The organism is Lysobacter sp. ESA13C (assembly GCF_019970005.1).
GTDB lineage: Bacteria > Pseudomonadota > Gammaproteobacteria > Xanthomonadales > Xanthomonadaceae > Lysobacter > Lysobacter antibioticus_B.
Genome location: NZ_JAHXYK010000005.1, coordinates 135,281 through 161,976, shown reverse-complemented (window position 1 = coordinate 161,976; position 26,696 = coordinate 135,281). Strand labels below are relative to the sequence as shown.

Below are 26,696 nucleotides of genomic sequence, written 5' to 3'. Positions count from 1 at the left end.
GATCCGATGCCGGGGCGTTGTCAGATTCCGTAGACGGTGCACATTCCACCGCACAGGAACCCCCATGCCGACCCCGCCCGACCGCAGCGCGCGCCCCCCGGCCGCAGCACACTAAGGAGCCGTCCAGGTGCTGCAACCGCCAGGCGCCCGTATGCTGGAGACCGTGAGCATCGATGCCGATCCGCGGGCCCAGGACATGCCGCCGCTGCCCGAGGACGGGCCGCCGGAGCCGACCGTGCGCCTGCCGGCGACCATCGAGGCCTTCCTGGCCGGCCTGGGCACGCGGGCGTTCCGCTTCGCCGAGCTCGGCCTGCGCCACCGCGAGGACGCGCTCGACGCGGTCCAGGACGCGATGATGAAGATGCTGGCCTATCGCGAGCGCCCGGCGCCGGAATGGACCCCGCTGTTCTGGAGCATCCTGCGCAGCCGGATCGTCGACATCCAGCGCCGGCGGACCTTCCGCCTGCGCTGGCTGGCGCCGGCCCCGCGCGAAGACGACGCGCCGCTGGACTGGGCCGACGACGGCCCCGACCCGCAGCGCACCCACGACGGCCGCGAAGCCTATGCGCGTCTGAGCGATGCGCTGGCCAAGCTGCCGCGCAGGCAACGCGAGGCCTTCAGCCTGCGGATCCTGGAAGAACTCGACGTCGCCACGACCGCGCGGGCGATGGGTTGCAGCGAAGGCGCGGTGAAAACCCATCTGTCGCGCGCGCGCGAAGCCCTGCAGCGGCAATTGGAGGAATGGCGATGACGACCCCGAACGAACGGCCCGGACCGGGCCCTCAGCTTCACCTTGCCGCGGACCGCGACCAGCGCTTCGATCAGGCCATGCGCGCCCTGCACACACGTGCCGTCGAGCAGGTCACCCCGCAGACCCGCGCGCGCCTGCGCACGATCCGCAGCGAGGCCGCGGCCGCGCCGGTGCGCCGCTCCGGCGTGCTCGGCTGGGCCCTGGCCAGCGGCGGCGTGGCCGCGTTTGCGCTCGTCCTGGGCCTGCAGTTCGTCGGCGGCAACGGCGGTGCGCCGGCCGTGCCCGAATCGGCGCCGGCCGTGGCCAGCGCCGCGGCGGTCGACGCGGCCTACGACCCCGACACCGCGGTCGCCGCACTCGACGAGAATCCCGACCTTTACCTGTGGCTGGCGTCCAACGGCGACGCCCTGCCGAATCCCTCGGAGTAAGCGCCATGCGCACCTTCCCCTTCCGCCGCCTCGGCTTGGTCCTCGCTGCCCTGGCCCTGCTCGCCGCCGCCCCGGTCTTCGCCGGCGATCCGCCGGCCGCCGGCCGCACGAACGCGCCGCTGCCGGCCTGGGAGCAACTGACCCAGGCTCAGCGCGAGCAACTGATCGCACCGATGCGCGACCGCTGGAACAACTCGCCCGACGAGCGCCAGCGCATGTTCGAGCACGCCCGCCGCTGGCAGCAGATGACCCCGGAAGAGCGCAAGAACGCGCGCCGTGGCATGAAGCGCTGGGAGCACATGAGCCCGGAGGATCGCGGCCAGATGCGCGCCCTGTACGCCAAGATGCGCGGCCTCGACGACGAAGGCCGGCGCGCCCTCATGACCAAGTGGCGCGCGATGACCCCGGAACAGCGCCGCGCCTGGGCCCAGGCCAACCCGGCGCCGCCGAAGCCGGACCGGCCGCATCCGCCGCGCGATTGAGGACGCGGCGCGCCCAGTGCCGCGCGCCATGCAGGAGCGGCGCAAGCCGCGACCGCGCGCCCTCAATCTCGCTTCGCTGCGTTCCATAGCCTCATGTAGGAGCGACGTAAGTCGCGACCGCGCTATGACGGTCTTGCGTCGTATCTCTCAAGCAACCGCAAAGCTTCCGTCCGCTAACGCGGCCGGGTTACTTTCTTTTGCTAAGCCCAAAAGAAAGCTAACCAAAGAAAAGGGCTTTCCTTGCAAGGGCACAGGCCACGAGTGCGATGCCGGCGCCGGGATTTTTCGATAGGACATCCTTGTCCTATCGAAAAACGCCGCACGTCCTGTGCGCCGCCCTCCGGGTCTACGTGTGTTCTCGCTAGCTCGGTACTGCGCCAAGCGCATCAAGGCAACGGCAACGCGGTCGCTCTTGGGTAGGAGCGGCGCGAGCCGCGACCGCGAATCTCGGCTGACGAAAATCTGTTGAAGCCACTTCGATCCGATGCTCTGCCTCTTCCTTTGGCTGTGCGTCGCCGAGCACTCGCGAAGGCAATAGAAGACCCGAAGGGCGGCGCGCAAGGATGCGCGCCGTTTTTCATCGGGACAGGGATGTCCCGTATGTAGAGCCCCGCGTCGGCATCGCTCGTGCCGGCCCTTGATTCAAAGAAAAGCAACTTCTTTGGTTAGCTTTCTTTTGTTGCTTATGACAAAAGAAAGTAACCCGCCGCTTTAGTGGCGGAAGCTTTTGGCGTCTGATCTTGATGTTGCTTGAGCGATACACCGCGAGACCGAAACGACGCGGTCGCGGCTCGCGCCGCTCCTACCCTAATCGCGAAAGCACGCGGCTTCGACGGATGACCACAGCGATGCAACCGCTGCGCGTCCCGCAGTCGCGGCTCACGCCGCTCCTACAGGGGAAGAATTCGCGACGTTCCTACAGAGAGGGCCGCCGGTTCGGACCGGCGACGGTTTTACGCCGCCGCGGTCGCCGCAGCCGCCGGACGCTCCGGCCATACGGTCTTCGCCAACAATTCGTCGTTCCAGTCGTAGTTCACCGCACCGTCGTTGACGAACAGACTGACGAAATTGAATACGTTGCGCGCGTACATCTCGCTGGCATGCACCGCGCCGCTGCTGGCGAGGTTCAAAGGGCCGGCGATGGTGACGCCGTTGACGTCGATGGTTTCGCCCGGCCGCGTCAGCTCGCAGTTGCCGCCGGTTTCGGCGGCCAGGTCGACCAGCACGCTGCCCGGCTTCATGCCGGCGATCATCGTTGCGGTCACGATCTTCGGCGCCGGGCGCCCGGGCACCGCGGCGGTGCATACGATCACGTCGATGTTCTTGAGATGCTCGCCGAGGCGGCGCTGCTGTTCGGCGCGCTCCTCGTCGGTGAGCTGGCGCGCATAACCGCCCTCGCCCGCGGCGCTGACGCCGAGATCGAGGAACTTGCCGCCCAGCGATTCGATCTGCTCGCGCGTTTCCGGGCGCACGTCGAAGCCTTCGACCTGGGCGCCGAGGCGCTTGGCCGTGGCGATCGCCTGCAGTCCGGCGACGCCGGCGCCGACGATCAGCACCTTCGAAGGCCGGATCGTGCCGGCTGCGGTGGTCAGCATCGGGAAGAAGCGCGGCGCCAGTTGGCCGGCGATCAATACCGCCTTGTAGCCGGCCATGCCGGCCTGCGAGCTCAGCACGTCCATGGCCTGCGCGCGCGTGGTGCGCGGCAGACGTTCGAGCGGAAAGGCCTGCAGGCGGTGAGCGACGATCGCCTCGCCGCGGGCGGCGTCGGCCTGCGGCGCCAGCAAGCCGACCAGGGCCGCGCCTTCGCGCAAAGCGCTCAACCGGGCCGGATCGGGCGACTGCACGCACAGCACCACATCGGCCTGGCCCAGCGCCGCGGCGGCATCGTCGGCCAGTTCCGCACCGGCCTGGACATAGGCTTCGTCGGTGAAGCTGGCGGCACGTCCGGCGCCGCGCTCGATGCGCACGCGCGCACCTCGGGCGACCAGTTTCTTGCAGGTTTCCGGCGTCAGCGCCACGCGCTTCTCGCCTACCGCCGTCTCGCTCGCAACGCCAATCGTAATGCCCGACATGCTTCGCTCCGTGCCCCGTTCGCCGCATCGTAGCGGAATGACCGGCGGCCGTGCGATCTCGGTGGCCCCGCAACCGGACCCAATGCCCGGATCCAACACCCGGATCGAATGTGCTCGGCGAACCAGGAATGCGAAACCCGCCTTGCGGCGGGTCGGGGTAAAGACGCTGCAACGGTCGGCCGGTACGGCCGCTCGCCTCAGATCACCCGGTCCAGGTGCCGGCGCACCTGGCGCATGGCCTCATCGAACGCGGTGCGCTCGGCGCCGACCACGAGGCGACCGGCGGAGGCCAGCGTCGCCAGCTCCTCCGCCGAGGCGACCAGCGCGCGTACGCCGCGGCGGTTGACCAGCAGGAAGCGCGAGGTCAGCGGGCTGCTCCAGGCGACCTTGACCGCGATAGTCTCGCCCTGGGTGTTGGTCAGCCGCAACCAGTCGCCGGGTTCGAGCTGGCGCATGCGTTCGGCCAGCAAGGGGTCGTGATTGGCCGAGGTGGTGCCGGCAGCGAGATAGAGGCGGCGTTCCTCGGCGACGTCTTCCTCGACCTCGGCCGAACTCGGCAAGGGGTGCTCGGCGCGTTCGATGTCCGGCGTGACCAGGGCGCGCACCAGGCCGGCCATGCCGTGCTGGGCGGCGCTGTCGTCCAGGCCGGAACTCGCCAGGCACTGCACGATGATCGGCTGCAGCGCGAGCAACTGGTCGGCCAGTTCGCGGCCGCGGTTCTCGGCGGCGAGGCGATCGGCCATCACCAGGGCATCGCCGAGCGCCAGCGCCTGCGCGCGGCGCTTGGGATCTTCGTTCTCGCGCAACAGCACCTGGACCATGTGATGGCGCCAGGGTGTGGCGAGGAAATCGGCGACCGCCTGGGTCAGGCGCGCTTCGCCGATGCGTTCGCGCACCGCCGCATCGGCCTGGCCGCGCGCCGCACCGAGGCGCTCGCGCCCGTAGGTGGCCTTGGCCGCACGCTGTTCCTGCAATTCGATGCGGCGCCGGTGCTGGGCCAGCAAGGCGTCGAGTTCGGCGTGGGCCAACTCGAACACCGCGAGGTCTTCGTTGTAGTCGGAGACGATACGCTGCGAAATCGACGAGGCACGTTCGAGCAGATCGCGGTCCTGCGGCGTCTCGCCGTCGTTGCCTTCGCAGGCTTCGGTGATCGCATCGAGCAGGCGCCGCGCCGGGTGTTCGCGTTTGACGAACACCTCGTTGTCGGTCAGCGCGACCTTTACATAAGGCATGACCAGGCGCGCATAGACGCGGCGCGCGCGGTCCTGCAGGGCGTGGTTGCGGAACAGCGAGTCGAACAACAGCGCGACCAGGTCGATCGCGTCGTCTTCCTCGGCGCTGAAGCAGGTCTGGTCGGGATTGAAGCCGAGCCGGCGCGCGCCGTCGTAGAGCTGGTCGCGGATGGTCTCGCCGAGGCGTCCGGACACCGCCAGCGCACGGGCATAGGCGTCCGGCGGCTCGGGCTGCAGCAGCGAGGCCATGCCGACGACTTCGTCGACGCGCAACTCGCGCCGCGGCGCCATCGAGCGCTGCGGCATGTGCGCGGGCGGCAACCCGCCGGCCTTGACCAGGCCTTCGCGCCAGGCGTGCAGCTGCGAACGCAATTCGGCCAGTTCGTTCGCCATCGCCGCGACGTCGGCCTGCGAGACCGGCTGCGACGGATCGTGGCCGCCGTAGTTCGGCGCGCGCGCTCCGCCCGGCTGGCCGTGAGCGGCGTGGCTTTCGCCGCCGTAGCCGCCCATCGCGGCGTTGTAATCGTGCATAGGCGTCGAAGACTCGCGATGAGGCACGGTGTCGAATACGTCGTCGAGCGTGTTGCGCTCGCGCCGTTCTTCGGCCGCGCGTACCGGCGCGCCGGGCGCCATGTTGCCGAGACCGACGCCGTAACCCGCGGTCGCCAACAAGTTATTGATACGGCCGTAGAGATCGCCGAGCAGCCGCGCGAGTTCGTGTTCGTACTCGCGGAACAGGCGGAGCCGCAGGCTCTCGGTCACCTGGGTTTCGGCGTAGACCGAGATGAAGGCCTTGACCAGCCGGTACGGGCCGAAGGGGTTGATGCCGGTCGGCGAGCCGATCGAGGCCGACAACATCTTCAGCCGCCCCTGCAGCATCTCCAGCGGGCGCAGATAGCGCTGCTCCAGCGATTCGGTCAGGCGCTCGCCGTCGAGGTCGAAAGCCAGTTGCTGCTCGCCGACCAGTTGCAGCGGCGAACCGCCGAGCCCGCCGACCGCCGAGGCCGGCGCACGGAAGGCCTCGAAACCGAGCCCGACCTGCTGCCGAAACGCCATGACATGGCTGGCCTGCTGCTGGCGCAGGACCCACAATGCGGCCTGGTCTTCGTATTGGTGATTGCGGCCGTCGCCCTTCAGCGACTCGGCCTTGAGGGCTTCTTCGATCGGTGCGTACAGGGTGCCGGGCAGCCCCCCGAGTTGCTCGAGCGTCTGTCGTTTGATTTCTTCGAGCACGCGCGACGGGTCGGTGCGCGTGGTCTGAGCGACGCCGTGCAAATGACCGGACACTAACGAAGTTCCCCTGGATGCTTGACGCAAGCGCGTCGGTTTCCGACTACCTCTGCAGGATAGTGCCAAGATGCGTCCATTAATGCTTCGCCGTTCATTTTTGTGACAGGAGTCAATTTGTCTTCCATGCAACCCAATGATCTCGACTTGCTGCGCGCGCTAGATAACCGACGTTCGGTGCCGGCGAAGCAACTTTCCGCCCCTGGACCGGACGAATCGACGCTTCAGCGTATGTTGCAGTCCGCTGTGCGCGTACCCGACCACGGCAAGCGCGTGCCCTTCCGCTTCCTGGTCCTGCGCGGCGACGACCGCCACGTGCTCGGCGAACGCGTCGCCGCACGCGGCATCGAACTGTTTCCCGAGGCCGGTCCCAGCGCCGTAGAGAAGGATCGCACACGCTTTTCTCACGCACCGATAATCGTCGCGGTGATCGCCAAGCTGGGCCCGGATGAAAAGATCCCCGAGTTCGAGCGCACCCTCACCGCCGGCTGCGTCTGCTTCGCCCTGCTGCAGGCCGCGCAGGCCTTCGGCTTCGGCGCGGTCTGGCTGACCGGCTGGCCGGCCTACGACGAGCAGGTCAAGCACTGGCTAGGCCTGGCCGCCGAGGAACGCATCACCGGTTTCATCCATATCGGCACGCCCAAGCTCGAAGCGCCCGAGCGCGACCGCCCGGACCCGGCCGACCTGACCCAGATCTGGTCGCCGGCCTGAGCGGCCGCGTGTTTGAATGACGCCATGACTACCGCACCGCGCACTCCGCTTTATCTGGTCGACGCCAGCCTCTACGTCTTTCGCGCCTGGCATTCGATCCCGGACGAGTTCCAGGACGCCGAGGGCTGGCCGACCAACGCCGTCCACGGCTTCGCCCGCTTCCTGCTCGAGCTGATCGAACGCGAGCGGCCGCGCCACATCGCCATCGCCTTCGACGAAGCCCTGGACTCGTGCTTCCGCAATGCGCTGTACCCGGCCTACAAGGCCAACCGCGATCCGGCGCCGGAAGCGCTGCGGCGCCAGTTCGGCCACTGCAAAGCCTTGTGCAGCGCGCTCGGCCTGCCGGTGCTGGCCCATGTCGAATACGAAGCCGACGACCTGATCGGCAGCGCGCTGGCGACCATGCGCGCACACGGCTACCGCGGCGTGATCGTCTCGGCCGACAAGGACCTGTCGCAGTTGCTCGACGGCCACGACGAGCAGTGGGACTTCGCCCGCGGCCAGCGCTGGACCGCCGAGGGCGTGCCGGCGCGGCACGGCGTGCTCGCGCGACAGATCGCCGATTATCTGGCCCTGACCGGCGATGCGGTCGACAACATCCCCGGTGTGCCCGGCATCGGCGCCAAGACCGCGGCCGCCCTGCTCGGCCACTTCGACACCCTCGATGCCTTGCTGGCGCGCGTCGAGGAAGTCCCGTTCCTGCGCGTGCGCGGCGCCGCCAGCGCGGCCGCGCGCCTGCGCGAGCACCGCGCCCAGGCCCTGCTGTGCCGGCAACTGACCACGATCGCGGTCGACGCGCCGCTCGGCGACAGCAGCGGCCACTTCGTGCGCGGCCAAGCCGACGCCGCCGGTCTGCTGGAACTGTGCGATCGCCTGCGTTTCGGGCCGATGACCCGCCGCCGCCTGCACGAAGCGGTCGGACTCGACTTCGCGACGTCACAGGTTCCGTCGTAGCATCCTTCTCTTGCAACAAGACTGCGATGCGATGACGCGAGGAACGCAATGACGCCAGCCGACCACGGACACTCCGACCGCCACTCCCACGGGCACGACGCCGAACGCGTCGAGACCCTGTACGACGGCCAATGGCTGCGCATGATGCGCCGCGGCCACTGGGAGTACGCCGAACGCACCCACGGCAAAGGCATGGCGGTGATCATCGTCGCGGTGACGCCGCAGGACCGGATCCTGTTCGTCGAGCAGTACCGCGTCCCGTTGGCCGCACGCACGATCGAGATGCCGGCCGGCCTGGTCGGCGACGACCACGCCCACGACACCCTCGAATCGGCCGCTAGCCGCGAACTGGTCGAAGAAACCGGCTGGGAACCGGCTCGTGTCGAAGTGCTGTTGACCGGCCCGACCTCGGCCGGCATGAGCAGCGAACGCATCGCCTTCGTCCGCGCCACCGGTTTGCGCAAAGTGGGCGACGGCGGCGGCGTCGACGGCGAAGACATCCTCGTCCACGAAGTCCCGCGCGCCGATGCGCCGGCCTGGCTGATGCGCAAGCAGGCCGAAGGCTTCGAGCTCGACCTGAAGCTTTGGGCGGGCTTGTGGATGATCGACCGCAACCCGGATGGCAGCGCCGCCTGAACCGCGGGCTCGCCTGACGAGACCCGGGCGTCGCAGCGACGACGGCCGCATGGCCGTTGCCTCTGCCTCTGCCTCTGCCTCTGCCTCTGCCGGATGAGCTTGGCGCAGTACCGAGCTCGCGAGAACATCTGGAGACCCGGAGGGCGCCGCACAGGACGTGCGGCGTTTTCCGATAAGACAGGGACGTCTTATCGGAAAATCCCGGCGCGGGCTGTGTGCTCGCAGGGGAGCTTCGTCAAGGAAGGCCTTTTCTTTGGTTAGCTTTCTTTTGGGCCAGCAAAAGAAAGTAACCCGGCCGCGTCAGCGGACGGAAGCTCTGCTCTTGCTTGAAGCTTCTTGATCAGCAAGATCAAGATCAAACGCCTAAAGCTTCCGCCACTAAAGCGGCGGGTTACTTTCTTTTGTCATAAGCAACAAAAGAAAGGTAACCAAAGAAAAATGCTTTTGCTTTGAATCACAGACCCGCACGAGCGGTGCCTCCGCAGGGATTTTTCATACGGGACATCCCTGTCCCGATGAAAAACGGCCTGCATCCATGCAGGCCGCCCTTCGGGTCTTCGATTGCCTTCGCGAGCGCGAAGCGACGCACAGCAGCGGCGAAACTCCAACTGGCAACGGCGCGAAACTTAAGCGGAGCGGTCGCGGCTCACGCCGCTCCTACAGGAACCTCGGGCAAGCCGATCGCCGCGCCGGCGAAACCGATCAGGCAAACCGATCCGTCGCCTGCACCAGCGCATCCACGTTCTCGTCCTCGAACGCCGAATGCCCCGACGCCGGGGTGATCGTCAGCTCGGCCTTCGGCCAGGCCTTCTTCAGCTCCCAGGCGTTCTGCACCGGGCAGACCACGTCATAGCGGCCGTGCACGATCACGCCCGGAATGTCGGCGATCTTGTGCGCGTCGCGCAGCAACTGGTCTTCGACTTCGAAGAAGCCGCCGTTGACGAAGTAATGGTTCTCGATGCGAGCGAAGGCGAGCGCGAACTTCGCGTCCTCATGGCCGCTGACGAAGTCGTCGTCGACATGAAGGAAACTGGTCGCGCCTTCCCACACGCTCCAGGCGCGCGCGGCGTCGAGCCGGGTCTTCTCGTCCTCGCTGGTCAGACGGCGATGGAACGCGCTGATCAAATCATGGCGTTCGACCGAGGGGATCGCGTTGACGTAGTGCTCCCATGCATCCGGGAACAGGCGCGAGGCGCCTTCCTGGTAGAACCATTCCAGTTCCCAACGGCGCAGCATGAAGATGCCGCGCAGGACCAGCTCGGTGACGCGCTGCGGATGAGTTTCGGCATAGGCCAGCGCCAGGGTCGAACCCCAGGAACCGCCGAACACCTGCCAACGGTCGATGCCGAGCTTGGCGCGCAGCTTTTCGATATCGGCCACGAGTTCCCAGGTGCCGTTATCGACGAGGTCGGCATGCGGGGTCGAGCGGCCGCTGCCGCGCTGGTCGAACAGGACGATGCGGTACTTGGCCGGGTCGTGGAAACGCCGCATCTTCGGGCTGCAACCGGCGCCGGGGCCGCCATGCAGCAGCACCACCGGCTTGCCGTCGGGGTTGCCGCACTGTTCGTAATACAGGGTATGGCGGTCGTCGACCTGGATCGTGCCGGTGTCGAAGGGTTCGATCTCGGGATAGAGCGTGCGCATCGCAGGCCTCGCATTCGGGATGCGGGAAGTCTAACGGGACCCGGCCGCGATGGCGTGACCGGATCGGGCGTCGGCGAGGCGGCTCTCAGGCGTTGGGCTTGCGCGCCAGGCTGACGCGGTCGCGGTCTTCGAGGTCGCGTTCGGTGACGGCATCGACCAGGCCGGCCTGGGTCAACAAGGCGCGCACCGCCGCGCCCTGCTCCCAGCCGTGTTCGATCAACAGCCAGCCGCCCGGGTGCAGATGCGCCGGCGCATCGCGGGCGATGACGCGGATCGCATCCAGCCCGTCGGCGCCGGAAGCCAGCGCACTGCGCGGCTCGTGACGCAAGTCGCCCTGCTGCAGGTGGGCGTCGTCGTCCTCGATGTATGGCGGGTTGCTCGCGATCAGGTCGAAACGTTCGCCGGCCAAAGGCGCGAACCAGTCGCCGTGGCGGAACTCGACATTGCCCAGTTGCAGCGAGGCCGCGTTGGCGCGAGCGACCTCGAGCGCGTCGGTGCTGAAATCCACCGCGATCACCCGCGCGCGCGGCCGCTCGAACGCCAGGGCCAGAGCGATCGCGCCACTGCCGGTGCCGAGGTCGGCGATCGTCAGGTCGCGATCTTCGGCAAGCAGTCCCAGGGCCAGTTCGACCAGGCGTTCGGTCTCCGGACGCGGGATCAGCGTCGCCGGCGTCACCGCCAGGTCGAAACGCCAGAAGCCGCGCTGCCCGAGCAGATAAGCCACCGGTTCGCCGGCGAGGCGACGCTCGACCAGGCGGCGGTAACGTTGGGCAACCTCCGCGTCCATCACGTGGTCGTCGTGGGCGAACAGCCAACTGCGCGGCCGCTCCAGCGCATGCGCGAGCAGCAGTTCGGCTTCGCCGCGGCCGATCAGCGCCCGTGCCGAACACAGCGCAGCGTCGATACGCTCGGCGCCGGGGTCGTGATGGGGGTCGCTGGGGGAATTCATCGCGGCATCGTACGCGAGGCGATTGCGGATGCGCGCATTCCGATTCGCGAATCCGGTCACACCGCGTGGGTCGCAACGGTCGAATCGCCCTCCTTCGTGATGCCTCGATCACGCGCCGCATGCCGAAAGCACACTTTATTCACGCCGGTTGATCACACCGGTCATTTGCGCCGGTTATTTGCGCCGGAGCCGCGGCTCGATCGCGCCGTCTCCGCGCGAAAGCCTGTTGCGACGCAGCGCGCCCGCGCGAGGCAACGCGCGATGCATCCCGGTTTCATGATTCGCAGACGGCATGCCCAGCGCCTTGATTGAAAGGGAAAAAATCCCGGCCGCGCCGCATTTAAACGTTTTTACCCTTATTTAAATCGATCCAAATATTGACACGCCGATTTTGGCCCTCCCAATGTGGCCGCGTCGCCGCCATCGGCGACAGGGAGCGCGTCGTGGCGATGGGAGCGCAATCGCTCGCCATCGCAAACCGCGCGCATCGACGCCATCGCGTCACGCCGTGACGCTCATTGCAGGGGAACGTTCCATGCCGAAGTCGAACCAGCACCTACCGACCCGCCTCCACTCCATCGGCGCCACGGCCCGAACGTTCTCGCGTGCGCTGCCGGCCTTTATCGCGCTGGCGCTGGCCGCCATCGCGCCGACCGCGGCCGCCGCCGAGTCGGCGATCTTCGGCGGCGGCCCGTTCTATTCCGGCGGCCAGACCGTCATCAACGACCTGCGCAATTCCGGCTTCACCACGGTGTTCCTGTGGAGCGTCCATATCGAGGCCAACGGCGACCTGGTCTATAACGACATCCCGATCGTCAAGAACGGCGCCTACACCGGAAGCGACGCCGACTGGCCGGCACGGTTGGCTTCGTTGAAGGCCGCGCCGACTTCGGTCAAGCGCGTGGAAGTTTCGATCGGCGCCTGGGGCGTGCCCGACTTCGAACGCATGGCCAACCTGGCCAACGGCACCGCCGCCGGCTGCGGCACCACCATCGTCTGCGGCACCGGCAGCACCAGCATCCTTTACCGCAACTTCCAGGCGCTGAAGACCGCCACCGGCGCCGACGCGGTCAACTTCGACGACGAAAGCCACTACAACGTCGCCGACACCACCAAGTTCGGCCAGATGCTGGTCGGGCTGGGCTACAAGATCACCTTCGCGCCCTACACCAACACCAGCTTTTGGCGAGGCGTGAAGGACAACCTCGGCAGCTCGGTCGACCGTATCTACCTGCAGGTCTACGACGGCGGCGCCGGCAACGACCCGGCGAGCTGGAACACCGCGATGGGCATGACCGTCATGCCCGGCCTGTGGACCAAGCACGGCACCGGCTGCACCGCCGGCGACAGCCCGACGCAGGTGCAGACCCGCATGGCCGGCTGGAAGACCAGCGCCGGCATCAGCGGCGGCTTCCTGTGGCTGTACGACGACATCCAGAAGTGCTGGGCGCAGGGTACGACCGCGCAATACGCCGCCGCGATCAACAACGCCGTCAGCGGCAATACCGCACCGGTGGCGAACTTCGGCGTCAGCATCAGCGGCCTGACCGCGAACTTCAGCGATTCCTCCAGCGACGCCGACGGCACGATCGCCTCGCGCAGTTGGAACTTCGGCGACGGCGGCACCTCGACCGCTACCAACCCGAGCCGCACCTACGCCAGCGCCGGCAATTACACCGTCAGCCTGACCGTGACCGACAACGGCGGCGCGACCCACACCAAGACCCAGACCGTCTCGGTCGGCAGCGGCAACGCCAACCTTGCCCTCAACAAACCCGCAACCGGTTCGAGCGCGTGCAACAGCAACGAAGGCCCGGCCAAGGCCGTCAACGGCAGCGTGTCCGGCGGCAACACCGACAAGTTCTGTTCGCTGGCCTCTTCCGCCTGGTTGCAGGTCGACCTGGGCTCGGCGCAGACGGTCAGCAGTTTCGTGGTCAAGCACGCCGGCGCCGGTGGCGAATCCACCTCCTGGAACACCAAGGCCTTCACCATCCAGACCTCGACCAACGCCACGTCGTGGAGCACCCCGGTCACGGTGACCGCGAATACCGCCAGCACCTCGACCCATTCGATCAGCGCGACCTCGGCCCGATACATCAAGCTCAACATCGGCACCCCGACCCAGAACGGCGATCCGGCGACGCGGATCTATGAGTTCGAGGTGCGTTGAGGTTGGGCATTAGCGCCGGCAAGCGGCCGGCATGGCGGGCAGCTACGGTGGCACGGTAGTTTGCCGGGCAAACGGTAGTACGGCGTAGCCGCAAGCGGCGCGGTCGCGGCTTGCGCCGCTCCTACTCAAGAACCGTGTCACCGTTGCTGTTGCTGTTGCTGTTGCCGTGCGTCGCCGCGCACTAGCGAAGGCAATCGAAGACCCGGAGGGCGGCCCGCAGGGATGCGGGCCGTTTTTCATCGGGACAGGGATGTACCGTATGAAAAATCCCTGCGTTGGCATCGAGCGTGCGGGCCTGTGATTCAAAGCAAAAGCATTTTTCTTTGGTGACTTTCTTTTGTTGCTTTAGACAAAAGAAAGTTACCCGCCGCTTTAGTGGCGGAAGCTTTTAGCGTTTGATCTTGCTTCTGCAAAGCGACAGGCAAGTGCGAAGCTTGCCCCTGTAGGAGCGACGTGAGTCGCGACCACATCCTGCCGGCTGCCGGCGCACCCTTCAAGCAAGTGCAAAGCTTCCGTCCGCTAACGCGGCCGGGTTACTTTCTTTTGCTAAGCCCAAAAGAAAGCTAACCAAAGAAAAGGGCTCTCCTTGCAAGGGCACAGGCCACGAGTGCGCAGCTAGCGCCGGGATTTTTCGATAGGACATCCTTGTCCTATCGAAAAACGGCGCACGTCCTGTGCGCCGCCCTCCGAGTCTCCTTCGGTCTCGCAAGCTACAAGCGGCGCCAAGCAAGGGCAAAAGCAGAAGGCAAAAGCGGAAGGCGGAAGGCGGAAGGCGGAAGGCGGAAGGCAAAGAGTTGCACAAACAGATCCGGATACGCAGCCACGCCCCGAAACAAAAATCGCCGGCTTTCGCCGGCGATTTCGCAAGAACTCTAGCTGGCAGAACAGATCAACCGATCACATCTGCTCCAACGTCACCGCCACCGCATGCACCACCGCACCGATCTTCAGCGAGCTCTGCACACCCTGCGCGCTGACTTCGTGCTTGCGCACCACCTTCTCGTGCGAATCCATGCAGGCACCGCAACCGTTGATCGCCGACACCGCCAGCGACGCCAGTTCGAAGGTCATCTTGTCGATGCCCGGGCTGGCCATGACGTTCATGCGCAGGCCGGCACGCAGCTGGCCGTATTCTTCGTTCTGGATCAGGTGGGTGGCGCGGTAGTAAATGTTGTTCATCGCCATCACCGCCGCGGCGGCCTTGGCGCCGTTGATTTCTTCCGGCGACAGCTTCTCGGCGGCGAAGGCTTCGATCGCGGCGGCCAACGGCTTGTGCCGCGAGGCGATCGCCGAGGCCAGGGCGATGGCGCGGATCTGCTTGCCGTCCAGGCCCGGCGAACCGGCGTCGCTGAGCACGCTGTCGAGGTTGAGCTTGAGGTCCTTGGCGTAATCGGGAAGCGAGTTGCGAAGATCGGAAAGGCTCATCGGAATACTCCTGGAATCGGCGGGGGATCGTCGCGTCGCGGCGGCGCAGGCGCACCGATCGCGAGGACCGGGCACGCGCCATCGCCTGGCGGGCATGCGCATCGCGCACGGCTGGCTGGGAAACGACACGAACGGGACGAAGCGGATAGGAACAGCCGGGGCGAACCCCGACTGTGGGCATCCCGCACGGGAGGGAGGGAGGACCGGCGAGACCGGCCCGCATGCGGGACTACTTTGAAAACTGCGCTGGCGGCGGGCCGACAGCGCAGGCAGAACCAGAGGGGAGCCGGGTCACGGAATCCGGCTCCGCGGGGAATCACTCCCGGGTCGTGCGATCCGAACGGATCAGGCGACCTTGAGGGTGCTCTCGCCCTGGTTCCAGTTGCACGGGCACAGCTCGTCGGTCTGCAGGGCGTCCAGCACGCGCAGGACTTCCTGCGGGTTGCGGCCGACCGAACCGTCGGTGACGTAGACGAAACGGATGATGCCGTCCGGATCGACCAGGAAGGTGGCGCGCTGAGCGACGCCGTCTTCGGACAGGATGCCGAGCGCCGAGGTCAGGTCCTTCTTGATGTCGGCCAGCATGGGGAACGGCAGGTCGCGCAGGTCCTTGTGGTCCTTGCGCCATGCCAGGTGCACGAACTCGCTGTCGGTCGAGGCGGCCAGGACCTGGCAATCGCGGTCGAGGAACTGCTGGTTCAGGTCGCCGAAGCCCTTGATCTCGGTCGGGCAGACGAAGGTGAAGTCCTTCGGGTAGAAGAACACCAGCAGCCACTTGCCCTTGTAGGTGTCGTTGTCGATGTCGGCGAACGCGCTATCGAGGTTCTCGATACCGACGGTGGCCTTGACCTTGAATTTCGGGAACTTCTCGCCGATCGAAAGCATGCGGATGACTCCTTGAAGGGATGGGAGGGGTAAAGAGGGGTTGTTGCCGAAGGAACAACTTAGGGGTCGTATGTTGCACCCCAGCAATTGATTACTGAAATGAATTGTTCCTATTATGGCGATAGTCTATATCAATTGGCGACCATCAATGAACCTGCGTGATCTCAAATATCTGGTCGCCTTGGCCGATCACAAGCATTTTGGCCGGGCCGCCGCCGCGAGCTTCGTGAGCCAACCCACGCTTTCGACGCAGATCAAGAAGCTCGAAGAAGAACTGGGGGTGTCGCTGGTCGAACGCGCGCCGCGCCGGGTCATGCTGACCCCGGTCGGGCGCGACATCGCCGAACGCGCGCGCAAGGTCATCGCCGACGTCGAGCAGATGAGCGAGATCGCCCGCCGCAGCCAGGACCCGGAAGCCGGCACGGTGCGCCTGGGGCTGTTCCCGACCCTCGGCCCCTACCTACTGCCGCACGTGGTGCCGGGGCTGCGCAAACGCTTCCCGCGTCTTGAATTGCTGTTGGTCGAGGAGAAGACCGACCAGATCCTCGCCCGCCTGCGCGACGGCCGCCTCGACGCCGGCCTGTTGGCGCTGCCGATCCACGACGACCAACTGCATGTCGAACCCCTGTTCGACGAACCCTTCCTGCTGGCGGTGCCGCAGCAGCATCCGATGGCCGGGCGCGACACGCTCGAATTGCACGACCTCGACGATCAGCACTTGCTGCTGCTCGAAGAAGGCCACTGCCTGCGCGACCAGGCGCTCGATGTCTGCCGCCTGTCCGGCGCCGACGAGCGCGACGGCTTCCGCGCCACCAGCCTGGAGACCCTGCGGCAGATGGTCGCCGCAGGGGTAGGCATCACCTTGTTGCCGATGCTCGCAGTGCAGCCGCCGGTGCCGCAGTCGCCCGACATCCATCTGCTGCGTTTCAGCGGCGACCCGCCGCACCGGCAGATCGGCATGCTCTGGCGCCGCAGCTCGGCGATGTCGGATTTCCTGATGCAACTGGCCGAGGAACTGCGCAAGTTGCCGGCCTCGCTGTTGCAGCCGCCGCGCGGTAACGGCCACGGCGCGCGCAAGCCGACCCGGGAAGCACGATGAGCCCACGCGCCTGGGTCGTGTGTTGCCTGATCCTGAGCGCGATCGGCTGGTGGTACTCGCCGGTGTCGCCGCGTCCCCTGCACTTCCCGGAACCCGCCAACGGCGCGAGCGTCGATTGCCCGCTGCCGCCGCGCGTGGTCGACGGCGCCGAACCTTTGCAGACCGCGGTGCCGGCCACGCTGCGGCCGTTCCAGCTCGAACCGGGCGCAGTGACGCCGCTGGCCGGCTTCAGCATCGACGGTCGGGTGCTGTCGCGGCGCGACTACCGCATGGGACGCGAGGCCGAGTTCTCGCCGACCGACCTGGCCATCGGCTGGGGCCGCATGCGCGAGGACACGGTCCTGTCGCAACTCGACATCACCCAGGAAGTGCGGTTCCTGACCTATCGCTACTTCGGCAAGCCGCCGATTCCGGTCGACGAGATGCAACGCTCGGTCGGCAATCTGCACATCATTCCGGCCAACGCCGAAGTCGCCCGCGCGCTCAAGCGCGTGCGCAAGGACCAGCGCGTGCGCGTCGATGGCTGGCTGGTACGGGTCGAGACCGACGAAGGCATGCGTTGGGACAGCTCGATGAGCCGCACCGACAGCGGCAAGGGCGCCTGCGAATTGGTCTACGCCTGTTCGATCCAGGCGTACTGAACGCGGTAACGGCGGTCACAGTCGCGAGAACGCAGGCGAACATCGTCGAGCCCACAAGCGACGACTGCGCCATGATGCTCCTCCCACCGCAGCAGGAGCGCGACATGAGCAAGACCATCGTAGCGATGATGATCGACCAACCTGCAGACTGGGAGTACGGCCCCATCCTCGCCGCGGCGCGAGCCTTCTTCGGCCTGCAAACCGCCATCGCCGCCATCGAAGCCACCGCGCTGACATCGATGGGCGGGGTGACCCTGCAACCGCAACATCGTTTGTCCGAGCTGGATCCGCTCGCCGCCGACCTGTGGGTGTTGCCGGGCAGTCCGCTGTGGGAACAGGCGCCCGCGCCCGCGCCGATCCTGGCCGCGATCAAGGCCCGCGTCGCCGCCGGCCGGCCGGTCGCTGGCATCTGCGGCGCAACCCGCGCGTTGGCGCAGGCCGGACTGCTCGACGATCGCGCGCACACCAGCAACGAGCCGGGCTATCTCGACGATGTGCCGGGATACGGTGGCAAGGCGTCGTACCGCGACGGCAGCTGCATCAGCGACGGCCTGGTCGTCAGCGCATCGGGTTCCGCGCCGATCTCTTTCGCGCAGGCCTGCCTGCGAATCCTGGTGCCGGAACAGGAAGATGCCATCCGCCAATACCGCGCCATGTTCGCGCGCGAGTTCGCTTGAGTCCGGTACGCAGCTCGAACGCCCAACATCGCCGTTGCAGATGATCGTATAACCAGAGCGCTCGCGTTGCTGGCCAGGCACGAACGGATCAACGAAAAACGGCGCACCGATGTGCGCCGTTCCTCGGGTCGGTTGGATTGGCCTGCTCAGACCACGCCGATCGGGCAACTCACCCCGGTGCCGCCGAGACCGCAATAGCCCATCGGGTTCTTCGACAGATACTGCTGGTGCTCGTTCTCGGCGTAATAGAAGGTCGGCGCCGGCTGCGCGATCTCGGTGGTGATCTCGCCGAACCCGGCTCCGCGCAACTTCGCCTGGAAGGCATCGCGGCTGGCCAATGCCGCCTGGTACTGGCTGTCGGTCTCGCAATACAACGCCGAGCGGTACTGAGTGCCCTCGTCGTTGCCCTGGCGCATGCCCTGGGTCGGGTCGTGGCTCTCCCAGAACACCTTGAGCAGATCCTCGAACCCGATCAGCTTGGGGTCGTACACCACCAACACCGCCTCGGTATGCCCGGTCTGGCCGCTGCAGACCTCGCGATAACTCGGATTCGGGGTGTAACCGCCCGAGTACCCGACCGCGGTCGTGAACACCCCCGGCAGCGACCAGAACTTGCGTTCGGCGCCCCAGAAACAGCCCATGCCGAACTGGACCCGCGCCAGCCCTTCGAAATCGTCTCGCAACGGCCGCCCCAGGACATGATGGACATTGTCCAGCGGCAGCGGCGCACCGCGCCCGGGCAACGCATCTTCACGCTGCGGCATGCGCTGTTTGAACGCGCCCACGCCAGGAATGGAGGAACCGGCCATCGTCTTGTCTCCGTTTGCGTCGAAGGACGCCCTGTCGATGAGATGCGGCACGGTGGGCAGGATTCAAGCGTGCGGGTGGTTGGGCGCGAATCGGTGGCCCCCTGGACCCGGAGGCCTTGGCTCTGGCCAAGCCGTTGCCGTTGCCGTTGCCGTTGCCGTTGCCGTTGCCGTTGCCGAGATTTTGATCTGCTTTGCCGCTTTGCCGGTCAAGTGGAGACCCGGAGGGCGGCGCACAGGACGTGCGCCGTTTTTCGATAAGACAGGGACGTCTTATCGAAAAATCCCGGCGCCGGCATCGCACTCGTGGCCTGTGCCCTTGCAAGGAGAGCCCTTTTCTTTGGTTACCTTTCTTTTGGGCTTAGCAAAAGAAAGTAACCCGGCCGCGTAGCGGGCGGAAGCTCTGCTCTTGCTGTGGCATCTCAAGAAGCAAGCAAGATCAAACGCCTAAAGCTTCCGCCACTAAAGCGGCGGGTAACTTTCTTTTGTCTAAAGCAACAAAAGAAAGTCACCAAAGAAAAATGCTTTTGCTTTGAATCACAGGCCCGCACGTTCGATGCCTCCGCAGGGATTTTTCATACGGGACATCCTTGTCCCGATGAAAAACGGCCCGCATCCCTGCGGGCCGCCCTCCGGGTCTTCTATTGCCTTCGCTAGTGCGAAGCTGCGCACAGCAACGGCAACGGCAACGGCAACGGCAGAATCCTCACAATCGCGATCATCGCCGCTCTTGGGTAGAAGCGGCGCAAGCCGCGACCGCGCGGGTTCCCGATTGCCTCGTCATTCGCCTAAGCCATTAACCGCTGCGACATGCGGCGCAGCCGCCATCCCTCAGTAATGCAACAACGCATGCACCGGCGCATCGCCCCGCCAACGCTCGCGACCGCGCAAGGCATCCAACTCGATCAGCACGCTCGCCCCCACCAACACCGCGTCCAGGCGTTCGACCAGCTCGCGTGCAGCCGCCAGGGTGCCGCCGGTCGCCAGGACGTCGTCGACCAGCAGGGTACGTTCGCCGGGTTTCAGGGCGTCGCTGCGCACCTGCAACTGGTCGCGGCCGTATTCGAGTTCGTATTCGACCGCGATCAGCGGCGGCGGCAGTTTGCCCGGCTTGCGCACGGGCACGAAGCCGGCGTGCAGCTTCTGCGCCAGGGCGGCGCCGAAGATGAAACCGCGCGATTCGATGCCGCACACGGCCTGCACGCCACTGCCCTGCCAGGGCTCGGCCAGGGCATCGATGCAGCGCGCGAAACCGCCGGCATCGGCCAGCAGCGGGGTGATGTCGCGGAAGGTCACACCCGGCTTGGGAAAATCGGCGACCGCGCGGATCAGGGCGCCGAGGGTGTTCTGGGATTCGTTCATGCGCTTACCTTGCAGCAGACAATGGAAGGGTGGAAGCGCGGCTCAGGCGGCATCGCCGCGGCGCACCGTAAACAGCGGCTGGTCGCCCCGCAGCAGGCCCAGGAAGATACCCGCCAGGGACAGACCGATGCCGAGCAGTTCCATGCCGCCCAGATGTTTGTGGAACAGCAGCACGTCCCACACGTAAGCCAGCAGCGGCTGCAACAACAGGCACAGGCCGACGATGCCCGCGGGCAGCTGCGGCATGGCGCGGCCGATCACCAGCCAACCCAACACCTGCGCGATCGCGGCATAGGCGAACAGGATCAGCCAGTCGTGGGCGCTGGTGGGGATCAGGTTTTCGCCGCCGAACGGCACCGACACGCCGAGCATGACCGCGCTGCCGAGGCACAGCCACCACTGCAGGGCTTCGTTCGGAGTCTGCTGGCGGCGCGCCTGTGCGGCACGGAAGGCCAGCAGGAACACGCCATAGGCCAGCGCGGTGCCGAGGCCGTAGAACACGCCGAGACGGAAACGCTCGTCGACGTGCTCCCACCCCGGCGCGAGCAACAGCGCCAGGCCGACCAGGCCCATCAACAGCCCCACCCACAGGCGCCAGCCGGCGCGTTCGCCGAACACCAGCGCGCCGACGCCGGCGAGCACGAACACCTGGAAGTTGGCGAGCAAGGTCGACAGGCCGACACCGACATAGAGAATGCTGCGATGCCAGAGCCACAGGTCCAGCGCCAGGAAGGCCGCGCCGAACATCACCAGCCCCAGCGTGCGTCCGTCGGGGCGCCAATGGCGCATACGATCGCGTCGCCAGGGCTGGCCGAGCAGCATCAACAGGATCACCCCGGCCAGCGCCATGCGCCAGAACGCCGATGCGGCCGGGCCGATCTCGACCCAACGTACGAACACCGCCGAGCTGCTGATGACCGAGGCGCCGATCAGCATCTCGATCAGGGGCGTACGCAGGGTGGCGGTGGAGGACGAGGCGCTCATGAGCGCCCCCGCGAAGCAAGCAGGAACGAAGCGGAATGCACGATCGGAACTCCATGAGAGCCGGAACGCCGTCGGAGCGATCCGGAGGCCCTGCGCCGGCGACCGGCATTCGACCGGACGCGCCGCAGGGCTCGATGAGAGAGAGAAGACAGTAGCGTCAGGCAGGGGGCCTGACGACCGTGGCCCGGTCCCGCCGGGGCGGTCGCGGACCTCGCGACGCTGCGGGCGTCGCGCCCCGGGCTCAGGCCGGAAGCCAGCCTGGCGGCGGCATCGCCCCGATCGGGTCGGACTCGATCGAGTCGGCGGCGGACGATGGCGGTTCGCCCAGCGAGAGCGCATCGACCACCTCGCGCGCTTCCGGCCAGGCAGCCTCGGGCACGCAGACCTGGACCGGACCGAACGGCAGCTCGCCGAGGCCGCCGAGCAAGGCCTCGCCCTTCATGAACACCGGAATGCCGGCCGCTTCCAGCGCATGCCGGACCAGATGGGCATCGATCAGATGGGCGGCTTCATAGACGACTTTCATCGTCGCTGTCCTTCGGCGCAACGGCCTCGCGGGTCTGCGGCCAGCATACGCCGGAGTGGCCGGCTTGACCCATGAACGGCGCGCGGACGCAGCGTTCCAGGCACGCCCGGCAAAGCCCGCCGGCCCCTGACTCCGGGCCCGTGCAAGCCGCCGGACCGCGGCTCCGGCGCGACGGACGAGCGCCGCCAAGGCAGGGATCGCCGCCAAAGGCTAAACTTCACGACCTTCCTAGCCTTTGCCGTGACGCATGTCCGCCGATCCCGCCCGCACCGCTCCCGAATCTCCGACCGACTCCGCCGCTACGGCCGCGGTCAAGCAGGACTTCGTCCGCCAGATCGTCCGCGAGGACCTGGCCAGCGGCAAGCACCAGGCGATCCGGACCCGCTTCCCGCCCGAGCCCAACGGCTATCTGCACATCGGCCATGCCAAGGCGATCTGCCTGGATTTCGGCGTCGCCAACGAGTTCGGCGGGCGCTGCAACCTGCGCTTCGACGACACCAACCCGGCCAAGGAAGACCCCGAGTACGTCGCCGCGATCCAGGAAGACGTGCGCTGGCTGGGCTACGAGTGGGCCGAGCTGCGTCACGCTTCGGATTATTTCGAGGTGTTCTATCTCGCCGCGCAGAAGCTGATCCGCCAGGGCGACGCCTTCGTCTGCGACCTCAGCGCCGAGGAAGTCCGCGCCTACCGCGGCAACCTCAACGAGCCGGGCCGCAATTCGCCGTACCGCGAGCGCAGCGTCGAGGAAAACCTGGACCTGTTCCAGCGCATGCGCGCCGGCGAGTTCGCCGACGGCGCGCGCACCCTGCGCGCGAAGATCGACATGGCCTCGGGCAACATCAACCTGCGCGACCCGGCGCTGTACCGGATCAAGAAGGTGGCCCACCAGAACACCGGCGACGCCTGGCCGATCTATCCGATGTACGACTTCGCCCACTCGCTCAGCGACTCGTGCGAAGGCATCACCCACTCGCTGTGCACGCTTGAGTTCGAAGATCACCGCCCGCTCTACGACTGGTGCGTGGGCCGCGTCGACCTGCCGAATTCGCCGGAGCTGCTGGCGCCGCTGCTCGCCCGCGGCCTGCCCAACGAGGCGGCGATCCCGCGCCAGATCGAGTTCTCGCGCGCCAACCTCAACTACACCGTGATGAGCAAGCGCAAGCTCATGGTGCTGGTGCAGGAAGGCCTGGTCGACGGCTGGAACGACCCGCGCATGCCGACCCTGCAGGGCATCCGCCGCCGCGGCTACACCCCGGCCTCGCTGCGCCTGTTCGCCGATCGCCTGGGCGTGAGCAAGCAGAACTCGACCATCGACTACTCGGTGCTCGAAGGTTGCCTGCGCGAAGACCTCGACGCCGCCGCGGCGCGCCGCATGGCCGTGCTCGACCCGCTCAAGCTGGTAATCAGCAACCTCGGCGACGACCACGAAGAGTCGCTGCACTTCTCCAACCACCCGAAGGACGAGCGCTTCGGCGCGCGCCAGGTGCCGTTCTCGAACGAGCTCTGGATCGAACGCGAGGACTTCGAGGAAGTGCCGCCGAAGGGCTTCAAGCGGCTGATTCCGGGCGGCGAAGTGCGTTTGCGCGGCGCCGGCATCCTGCGCTGCGACGAGGTGATCAAGAACGAGACCGGCGAGATCGTCGAGCTGCGCGGCACGCTGGACCCGGAATCGCGTCCGGGCATGGCCGGCGCCGACCGCAAGATCAAGGGCACGATCCACTGGGTCAGCGCGCGTCACGCCGTCGCCGCCGAAGTGCGTCTGTACGACCGGCTGTTCGACGTCGCCGCACCCGACGACGACAGCGACGGCAAGACCTACCAGGATCACCTCAACCCGAATTCGCGCCGCGCCGTGACCGGCTACGTCGAACCGTCGGCGGCCACCGCCGAGCGAGAGCAGGCGTTCCAGTTCGAGCGCGTCGGCTATTTCGTCGCCGACCGCTACGACCACACCCCGGAACGGCCGGTGTTCAACCGCAGCGTGACCCTGCGCGACACCTGGGCCGCGCAGGCATGAGCCCCAAGATCCCCAATCTGCTGACCAAGACGGTGATGCTGGCGCTGCCGGCGTGGATCGACGAAGTCGTCGACCGCAAGCGCGCCTACCTCAGCGACGAGGACAAGGTCGCGCTGGCGGTCGAACTGTCGCGGCACAACATCGAGATGGGCAGCGGCGGGCCGTTCGGCGCCGCGGTGTTCGACGGCAACGGCCTGGTGGTCGGGGTCGGCGTCAATCGCGTGGTGCCGCAGAGCTGTTCGGTCGCGCACGCCGAAATGATGGCCTTCATGTGCGCGCAGGCCGCGCTGAGCGTGTTCCGCCTCAACGAGATCGGCCCGATGACCCTGGCGACCTCGGCGCAGCCCTGCTGCATGTGCTACGGCGCCAGCTTCTGGGCCGGCATCGACACCTTGCTGATCGGCGCGCGCTCGGAAGACGTGATGCAGCTGACCGAGTTCGACGAAGGCCCGCTGCCGGCGGACTGGATCGGCGAACTGGAACGCCGCGGCATTGCCGTGCGCCGCGACCTGCAACGCGACGCCGCCTGCGACGTGCTGCGCCGTTATGGCGAGAGCGGCGTCGCGTACTGATCCGATCCAGCTTTTGTAGGAGCGGCGCCAGCCGCGACCAACCCGAGCGGTGTACGAAAACAGATCCACCCGAATATCGATGATGCCTCGCCGTTGCGTGGCAAAGAGCCCGACCGATCGGGCTTGGGCAAAAGCCCTTGCGTTCATCGCTTCGGTTGGTCGCGGCTCGCGCCGCTCCTACCCCTGAAGACAACGAGTTCCCACGATGACCGATAACGCCCTGCTGTGTTGGTGCCGCGCCGGTTTCGAACCCGAGCTCGCCGGCGAATTGAACGAACGCGCCGCGCGCGCCGGCCACCCCGGCTACGCGCGCACCGAGCGCAACAGCGGCTATGTCGAGTTCATCGTCGAGGACGCAAAAGCGTTGTCGCGCGCACTGCCGTGGTCGTCGCTGATCTTCGCGCGCCAGAAGCTGGTGCGCCTGGCCGATCTGCGCGGCCTCGATCCGGCCGACCGCATCACCCCGATGCTGGCCGCGCTCGATGCGCAGGGCGGTAGCGGCCTCAACGTTTCCATGTTCGGCGAGTTGGTGGTCGAGCATCCCGACTCCGACGAGCACAAGCCGCTCGCCGGCCTAGCGCGCAGCTTCGGCAACGCCCTGCGCCCGGCGCTGCGCAAGGCCGGCTGGCTCAGCAAGGCCGACGATGCGCGGCGCCCGCGCCTGCACGTCGCCTTCCTCGCCGGCGATCACGCCATGCTGGCGATGTCCGAGCCCGGCGACAGCTCGCCGTGGCCGCTCGGCATCCCGCGCCTGCGCATGCATCCGGATGCACCGAGCCGCTCCGCGCTCAAACTCGAAGAAGCGCTGCTGACCTTCCTCGACGCCGACGAACGCGAGCGTCTGGTGCGCGACAACATGCAAGCTGCCGACCTCGGCGCCGCTCCCGGCGGTTGGACCTGGGTGCTGATGCGCAACGGCATGATGGTGACCTCGGTCGACAACGGCCCGCTGCGCCAGGCGCTGCTCGACAGCGGCCGCGTCGATCATCTGCGCGCGGACGGTTTCTCCTGGCAGCCCAAGCGCAAGCTCGACTGGATGGTCTGCGACATGGTCGAACAGCCCGCGCGCGTGGCCGAACGCATGGCGACCTGGTTCCGCGAGGGCTGGTGCAAGCAGGCGATCTTCAATCTCAAGCTGCCGATGAAGAAGCGCTGGGAAGAAACCAAGACCTGTCTGGAAGCGTTCGAGTACCAGACCCATCGCCCGATGGTCGTGCGTGCGCGCCAGCTGTATCACGACCGCGAAGAGATCACGGTGTTCGCGACGCCGAAGTGATCCGCCACGTCAGGGCCACCCGGCCTTGGCGACGACTCGGGCATGTCTCGACCGCACATCGTCTGCGGCGTGACGGACACCCGGCATTCACGCTTCGAGCCGCGTTCATTCAGGTGGGGTTTCGCCGTTTTACATCGACTTGACCGGCACGGGGCTAGCGTCGCGGTGTCCCCACGCGAGGTTACAGCGATGAAACAGCACGCGACCCACCCGCACACCCTGATCGGCCTGACGCTGATCGCCGCACTAGGCGCCAGCGGCGCTGCCGTGGCGCAGATCGCCACCAAGGTCGAATCCAAACACGATGCGGTCGAGAAGGCCGAGATGGCCGCAGGCGAAGCACGCACCGCGCGCGAGGACGCCGCGACCGCGCAGGCCGCCGCGCAAGCCGCTGCCGCGACCCGCAACGAAGGCTCCTTGAGCGAACGCGGGGCATTGACCGCGGAAGCCACCGCCTACCAGGCCAAGCAATCGGCGATCGAAGCCCAGTCGGCCGCGCGCCAGGCCACCATCGCGGCCGAAGCGGCGCGTTCGGCGCAGGCCGCGGCGACCGCCGGCAGCAACCCCACCGGTGCCGCGATCGAAGCGCGCGCCGCTGGCGATGCGGCACGCGTGGCGAGTTCGGCCGCGACCGACGCGACCACGGTGGCGCAGGCTGCCGCCGCGGCGACCGCCGAAGCGGTGCAGCAGACCGATCCGGTGCCGCAACCGATGCCGGCCCCCGCCCCGGCCGTGCCGGTGCAGCCGCAGGTCACCATCACCTCGAGCCCGCCGAATTCGGTGATCGGCGAGTACAAGATCGATTTCGATGCGCTCGACGGCAATCACGACGGCAACATCAGCCGCGCGGAGGCGCGCAGCAACGCAACCCTGACCGCGGAGTTCCGCGCGGTCGATGTCGACAATAACGGCCGCTTGAGCAAGAAGGAGCTCTCGGGCTGGATGCGTTGATGCTTGCTTGATTCCGCGGTTTTTTGCGCGAACGCCTCCGGAAACGGGGGCGTTCGTGTTTGGGCGGCACCAGTACCGCGGTTCTGCCCCTGTTCTGTCCGTGTAGGAGCGACGTCAGTCGCGACCAAGGGACGCATAGAGACACCAATGCCGATGTCG

At 67.0% G+C, this 26,696-nt stretch carries 24 protein-coding genes; 14 read left to right on the top strand and 10 right to left on the bottom strand.

The features are described 5' to 3' along the window. The first annotated feature begins 196 nt into the window (after nt 1-196). The 3 genes from LC490_RS11990 to LC490_RS11980 all read left to right on the top strand — a co-directional run bounded on the left by LC490_RS11990 (nt 197) and on the right by LC490_RS11980 (nt 1,661). Entirely contained in the window at nt 197-751 is a 555-nt protein-coding gene (locus LC490_RS11990) for an RNA polymerase sigma factor (protein ID WP_051885452.1), read from the top strand. Between the two features lie 77 nt (nt 752-828). Further along, nucleotides 829-1,179: a hypothetical protein gene (locus LC490_RS11985; RefSeq protein ID WP_223620309.1), complete on the top strand. Its 351-nt coding sequence runs from the start codon at nt 829-831 to the stop codon at nt 1,177-1,179. Nucleotides 1,180-1,184: 5 nt separating this feature from the next. Next, nucleotides 1,185-1,661 carry a DUF3106 domain-containing protein gene (locus LC490_RS11980; protein WP_223620308.1) on the top strand — a complete coding sequence of 159 codons (477 nt, stop codon included), beginning with the start codon at nt 1,185-1,187 and terminating at the stop codon, nt 1,659-1,661. 953 nt (nt 1,662-2,614) lie between these two features. Here LC490_RS11980 and LC490_RS11975 read toward each other — a convergent pair. Beyond that, nucleotides 2,615-3,733: an NAD(P) transhydrogenase subunit alpha gene (locus tag LC490_RS11975; protein ID WP_031374173.1), complete on the bottom strand. Its 1,119-nt coding sequence runs from the start codon at nt 3,731-3,733 to the stop codon at nt 2,615-2,617. Between the two features lie 197 nt (nt 3,734-3,930). Continuing rightward, nucleotides 3,931-6,252 (bottom strand): DUF1631 family protein, encoded by a 2,322-nt coding sequence (locus tag LC490_RS11970; RefSeq protein WP_161786171.1) that lies wholly within the window; start codon nt 6,250-6,252, stop codon nt 3,931-3,933. A gap of 126 nt (nt 6,253-6,378) precedes the next feature. On the opposite strand from LC490_RS11970, the gene LC490_RS11965 reads away from it, so the two are divergent. From LC490_RS11965 to LC490_RS11955, 3 genes are all read left to right on the top strand, one after another. Then, nucleotides 6,379-6,963, top strand: a complete 585-nt coding sequence (locus LC490_RS11965) for a nitroreductase (RefSeq protein WP_031374171.1) — start codon at nt 6,379-6,381, stop codon at nt 6,961-6,963. Between the two features lie 24 nt (nt 6,964-6,987). Further along, nucleotides 6,988-7,917 carry a 5'-3' exonuclease H3TH domain-containing protein gene (locus LC490_RS11960; RefSeq protein WP_031374170.1) on the top strand — a complete coding sequence of 310 codons (930 nt, stop codon included), beginning with the start codon at nt 6,988-6,990 and terminating at the stop codon, nt 7,915-7,917. Nucleotides 7,918-8,058: 141 nt separating this feature from the next. Next, on the top strand, nt 8,059-8,553 hold the full coding sequence (locus LC490_RS11955; protein ID WP_223620491.1) for an NUDIX hydrolase: 495 nt from the start codon (nt 8,059-8,061) through the stop codon (nt 8,551-8,553). A gap of 702 nt (nt 8,554-9,255) precedes the next feature. Here the strand turns inward: LC490_RS11955 and pip are convergent. Continuing rightward, complete coding sequence (gene pip / locus LC490_RS11950) at nt 9,256-10,197, bottom strand: prolyl aminopeptidase (RefSeq protein ID WP_031374220.1); 942 nt, start codon at nt 10,195-10,197, stop codon at nt 9,256-9,258. Nucleotides 10,198-10,282: 85 nt separating this feature from the next. Continuing rightward, nucleotides 10,283-11,146: a peptide chain release factor N(5)-glutamine methyltransferase gene (prmC, locus tag LC490_RS11945; RefSeq protein WP_223620307.1), complete on the bottom strand. Its 864-nt coding sequence runs from the start codon at nt 11,144-11,146 to the stop codon at nt 10,283-10,285. A 535-nt stretch (nt 11,147-11,681) separates the two neighbouring features. On the opposite strand from prmC, the gene LC490_RS11940 reads away from it, so the two are divergent. Further along, nucleotides 11,682-13,316, top strand: a complete 1,635-nt coding sequence (locus LC490_RS11940; protein ID WP_223620306.1) for a PKD domain-containing protein — start codon at nt 11,682-11,684, stop codon at nt 13,314-13,316. 897 nt (nt 13,317-14,213) lie between these two features. Here the strand turns inward: LC490_RS11940 and LC490_RS11935 are convergent. Beyond that, nucleotides 14,214-14,741 (bottom strand): carboxymuconolactone decarboxylase family protein, encoded by a 528-nt coding sequence (locus tag LC490_RS11935; RefSeq protein WP_031374201.1) that lies wholly within the window; start codon nt 14,739-14,741, stop codon nt 14,214-14,216. Between the two features lie 345 nt (nt 14,742-15,086). Further along, nucleotides 15,087-15,626 (bottom strand): peroxiredoxin, encoded by a 540-nt coding sequence (locus LC490_RS11930; RefSeq protein WP_031374202.1) that lies wholly within the window; start codon nt 15,624-15,626, stop codon nt 15,087-15,089. Nucleotides 15,627-15,774: 148 nt separating this feature from the next. Here LC490_RS11930 and LC490_RS11925 point away from each other — a divergent pair, with 148 nt between their 5' ends. From LC490_RS11925 to LC490_RS11915, 3 genes are read left to right on the top strand one after another with little or no spacing between them, the layout of a single operon-like run. Continuing rightward, complete coding sequence (locus LC490_RS11925; protein WP_051885437.1) at nt 15,775-16,725, top strand: LysR substrate-binding domain-containing protein; 951 nt, start codon at nt 15,775-15,777, stop codon at nt 16,723-16,725. Beyond that, nucleotides 16,722-17,366 carry a hypothetical protein gene (locus LC490_RS11920; RefSeq protein WP_223620305.1) on the top strand — a complete coding sequence of 215 codons (645 nt, stop codon included), beginning with the start codon at nt 16,722-16,724 and terminating at the stop codon, nt 17,364-17,366. Before LC490_RS11925 ends, LC490_RS11920 begins: the two co-directional genes overlap by 4 nt. Next, nucleotides 17,285-18,043, top strand: a complete 759-nt coding sequence (locus LC490_RS11915) for a DJ-1/PfpI family protein (protein ID WP_223620304.1) — start codon at nt 17,285-17,287, stop codon at nt 18,041-18,043. Before LC490_RS11920 ends, LC490_RS11915 begins: the two co-directional genes overlap by 82 nt. A gap of 146 nt (nt 18,044-18,189) precedes the next feature. On the opposite strand, the gene msrA is transcribed toward LC490_RS11915, so the two are convergent. The 4 genes from msrA to LC490_RS11895 form a co-directional block, all read right to left on the bottom strand. After that, the gene (gene msrA / locus LC490_RS11910) at nt 18,190-18,837 is read right to left on the bottom strand and encodes a peptide-methionine (S)-S-oxide reductase MsrA (RefSeq protein ID WP_223620490.1); all 648 of its coding nucleotides are present in this window, start codon (nt 18,835-18,837) and stop codon (nt 18,190-18,192) included. Between the two features lie 843 nt (nt 18,838-19,680). After that, nucleotides 19,681-20,211 carry an adenine phosphoribosyltransferase gene (locus LC490_RS11905; protein WP_223620303.1) on the bottom strand — a complete coding sequence of 177 codons (531 nt, stop codon included), beginning with the start codon at nt 20,209-20,211 and terminating at the stop codon, nt 19,681-19,683. A 42-nt stretch (nt 20,212-20,253) separates the two neighbouring features. Next, complete coding sequence (locus LC490_RS11900) at nt 20,254-21,195, bottom strand: DMT family transporter (RefSeq protein WP_223620302.1); 942 nt, start codon at nt 21,193-21,195, stop codon at nt 20,254-20,256. Nucleotides 21,196-21,436: 241 nt separating this feature from the next. Further along, the gene (locus LC490_RS11895) at nt 21,437-21,721 is read right to left on the bottom strand and encodes a DUF2007 domain-containing protein (protein WP_223620301.1); all 285 of its coding nucleotides are present in this window, start codon (nt 21,719-21,721) and stop codon (nt 21,437-21,439) included. 247 nt (nt 21,722-21,968) lie between these two features. Here LC490_RS11895 and LC490_RS11890 point away from each other — a divergent pair, with 247 nt between their 5' ends. The 4 genes from LC490_RS11890 to LC490_RS11875 all read left to right on the top strand — a co-directional run bounded on the left by LC490_RS11890 (nt 21,969) and on the right by LC490_RS11875 (nt 26,537). Next, nucleotides 21,969-23,738 (top strand): glutamine--tRNA ligase/YqeY domain fusion protein, encoded by a 1,770-nt coding sequence (locus LC490_RS11890; protein WP_223620300.1) that lies wholly within the window; start codon nt 21,969-21,971, stop codon nt 23,736-23,738. Nucleotides 23,739-23,755: 17 nt separating this feature from the next. Next, complete coding sequence (locus LC490_RS11885; RefSeq protein WP_031374130.1) at nt 23,756-24,310, top strand: nucleoside deaminase; 555 nt, start codon at nt 23,756-23,758, stop codon at nt 24,308-24,310. A 205-nt stretch (nt 24,311-24,515) separates the two neighbouring features. After that, nucleotides 24,516-25,586: a 23S rRNA (cytidine(2498)-2'-O)-methyltransferase RlmM gene (gene rlmM / locus LC490_RS11880; RefSeq protein ID WP_031374129.1), complete on the top strand. Its 1,071-nt coding sequence runs from the start codon at nt 24,516-24,518 to the stop codon at nt 25,584-25,586. Between the two features lie 189 nt (nt 25,587-25,775). Further along, nucleotides 25,776-26,537 carry a hypothetical protein gene (locus LC490_RS11875; RefSeq protein WP_223620299.1) on the top strand — a complete coding sequence of 254 codons (762 nt, stop codon included), beginning with the start codon at nt 25,776-25,778 and terminating at the stop codon, nt 26,535-26,537. The last annotated feature ends 159 nt before the right edge of the window (nt 26,538-26,696 follow it).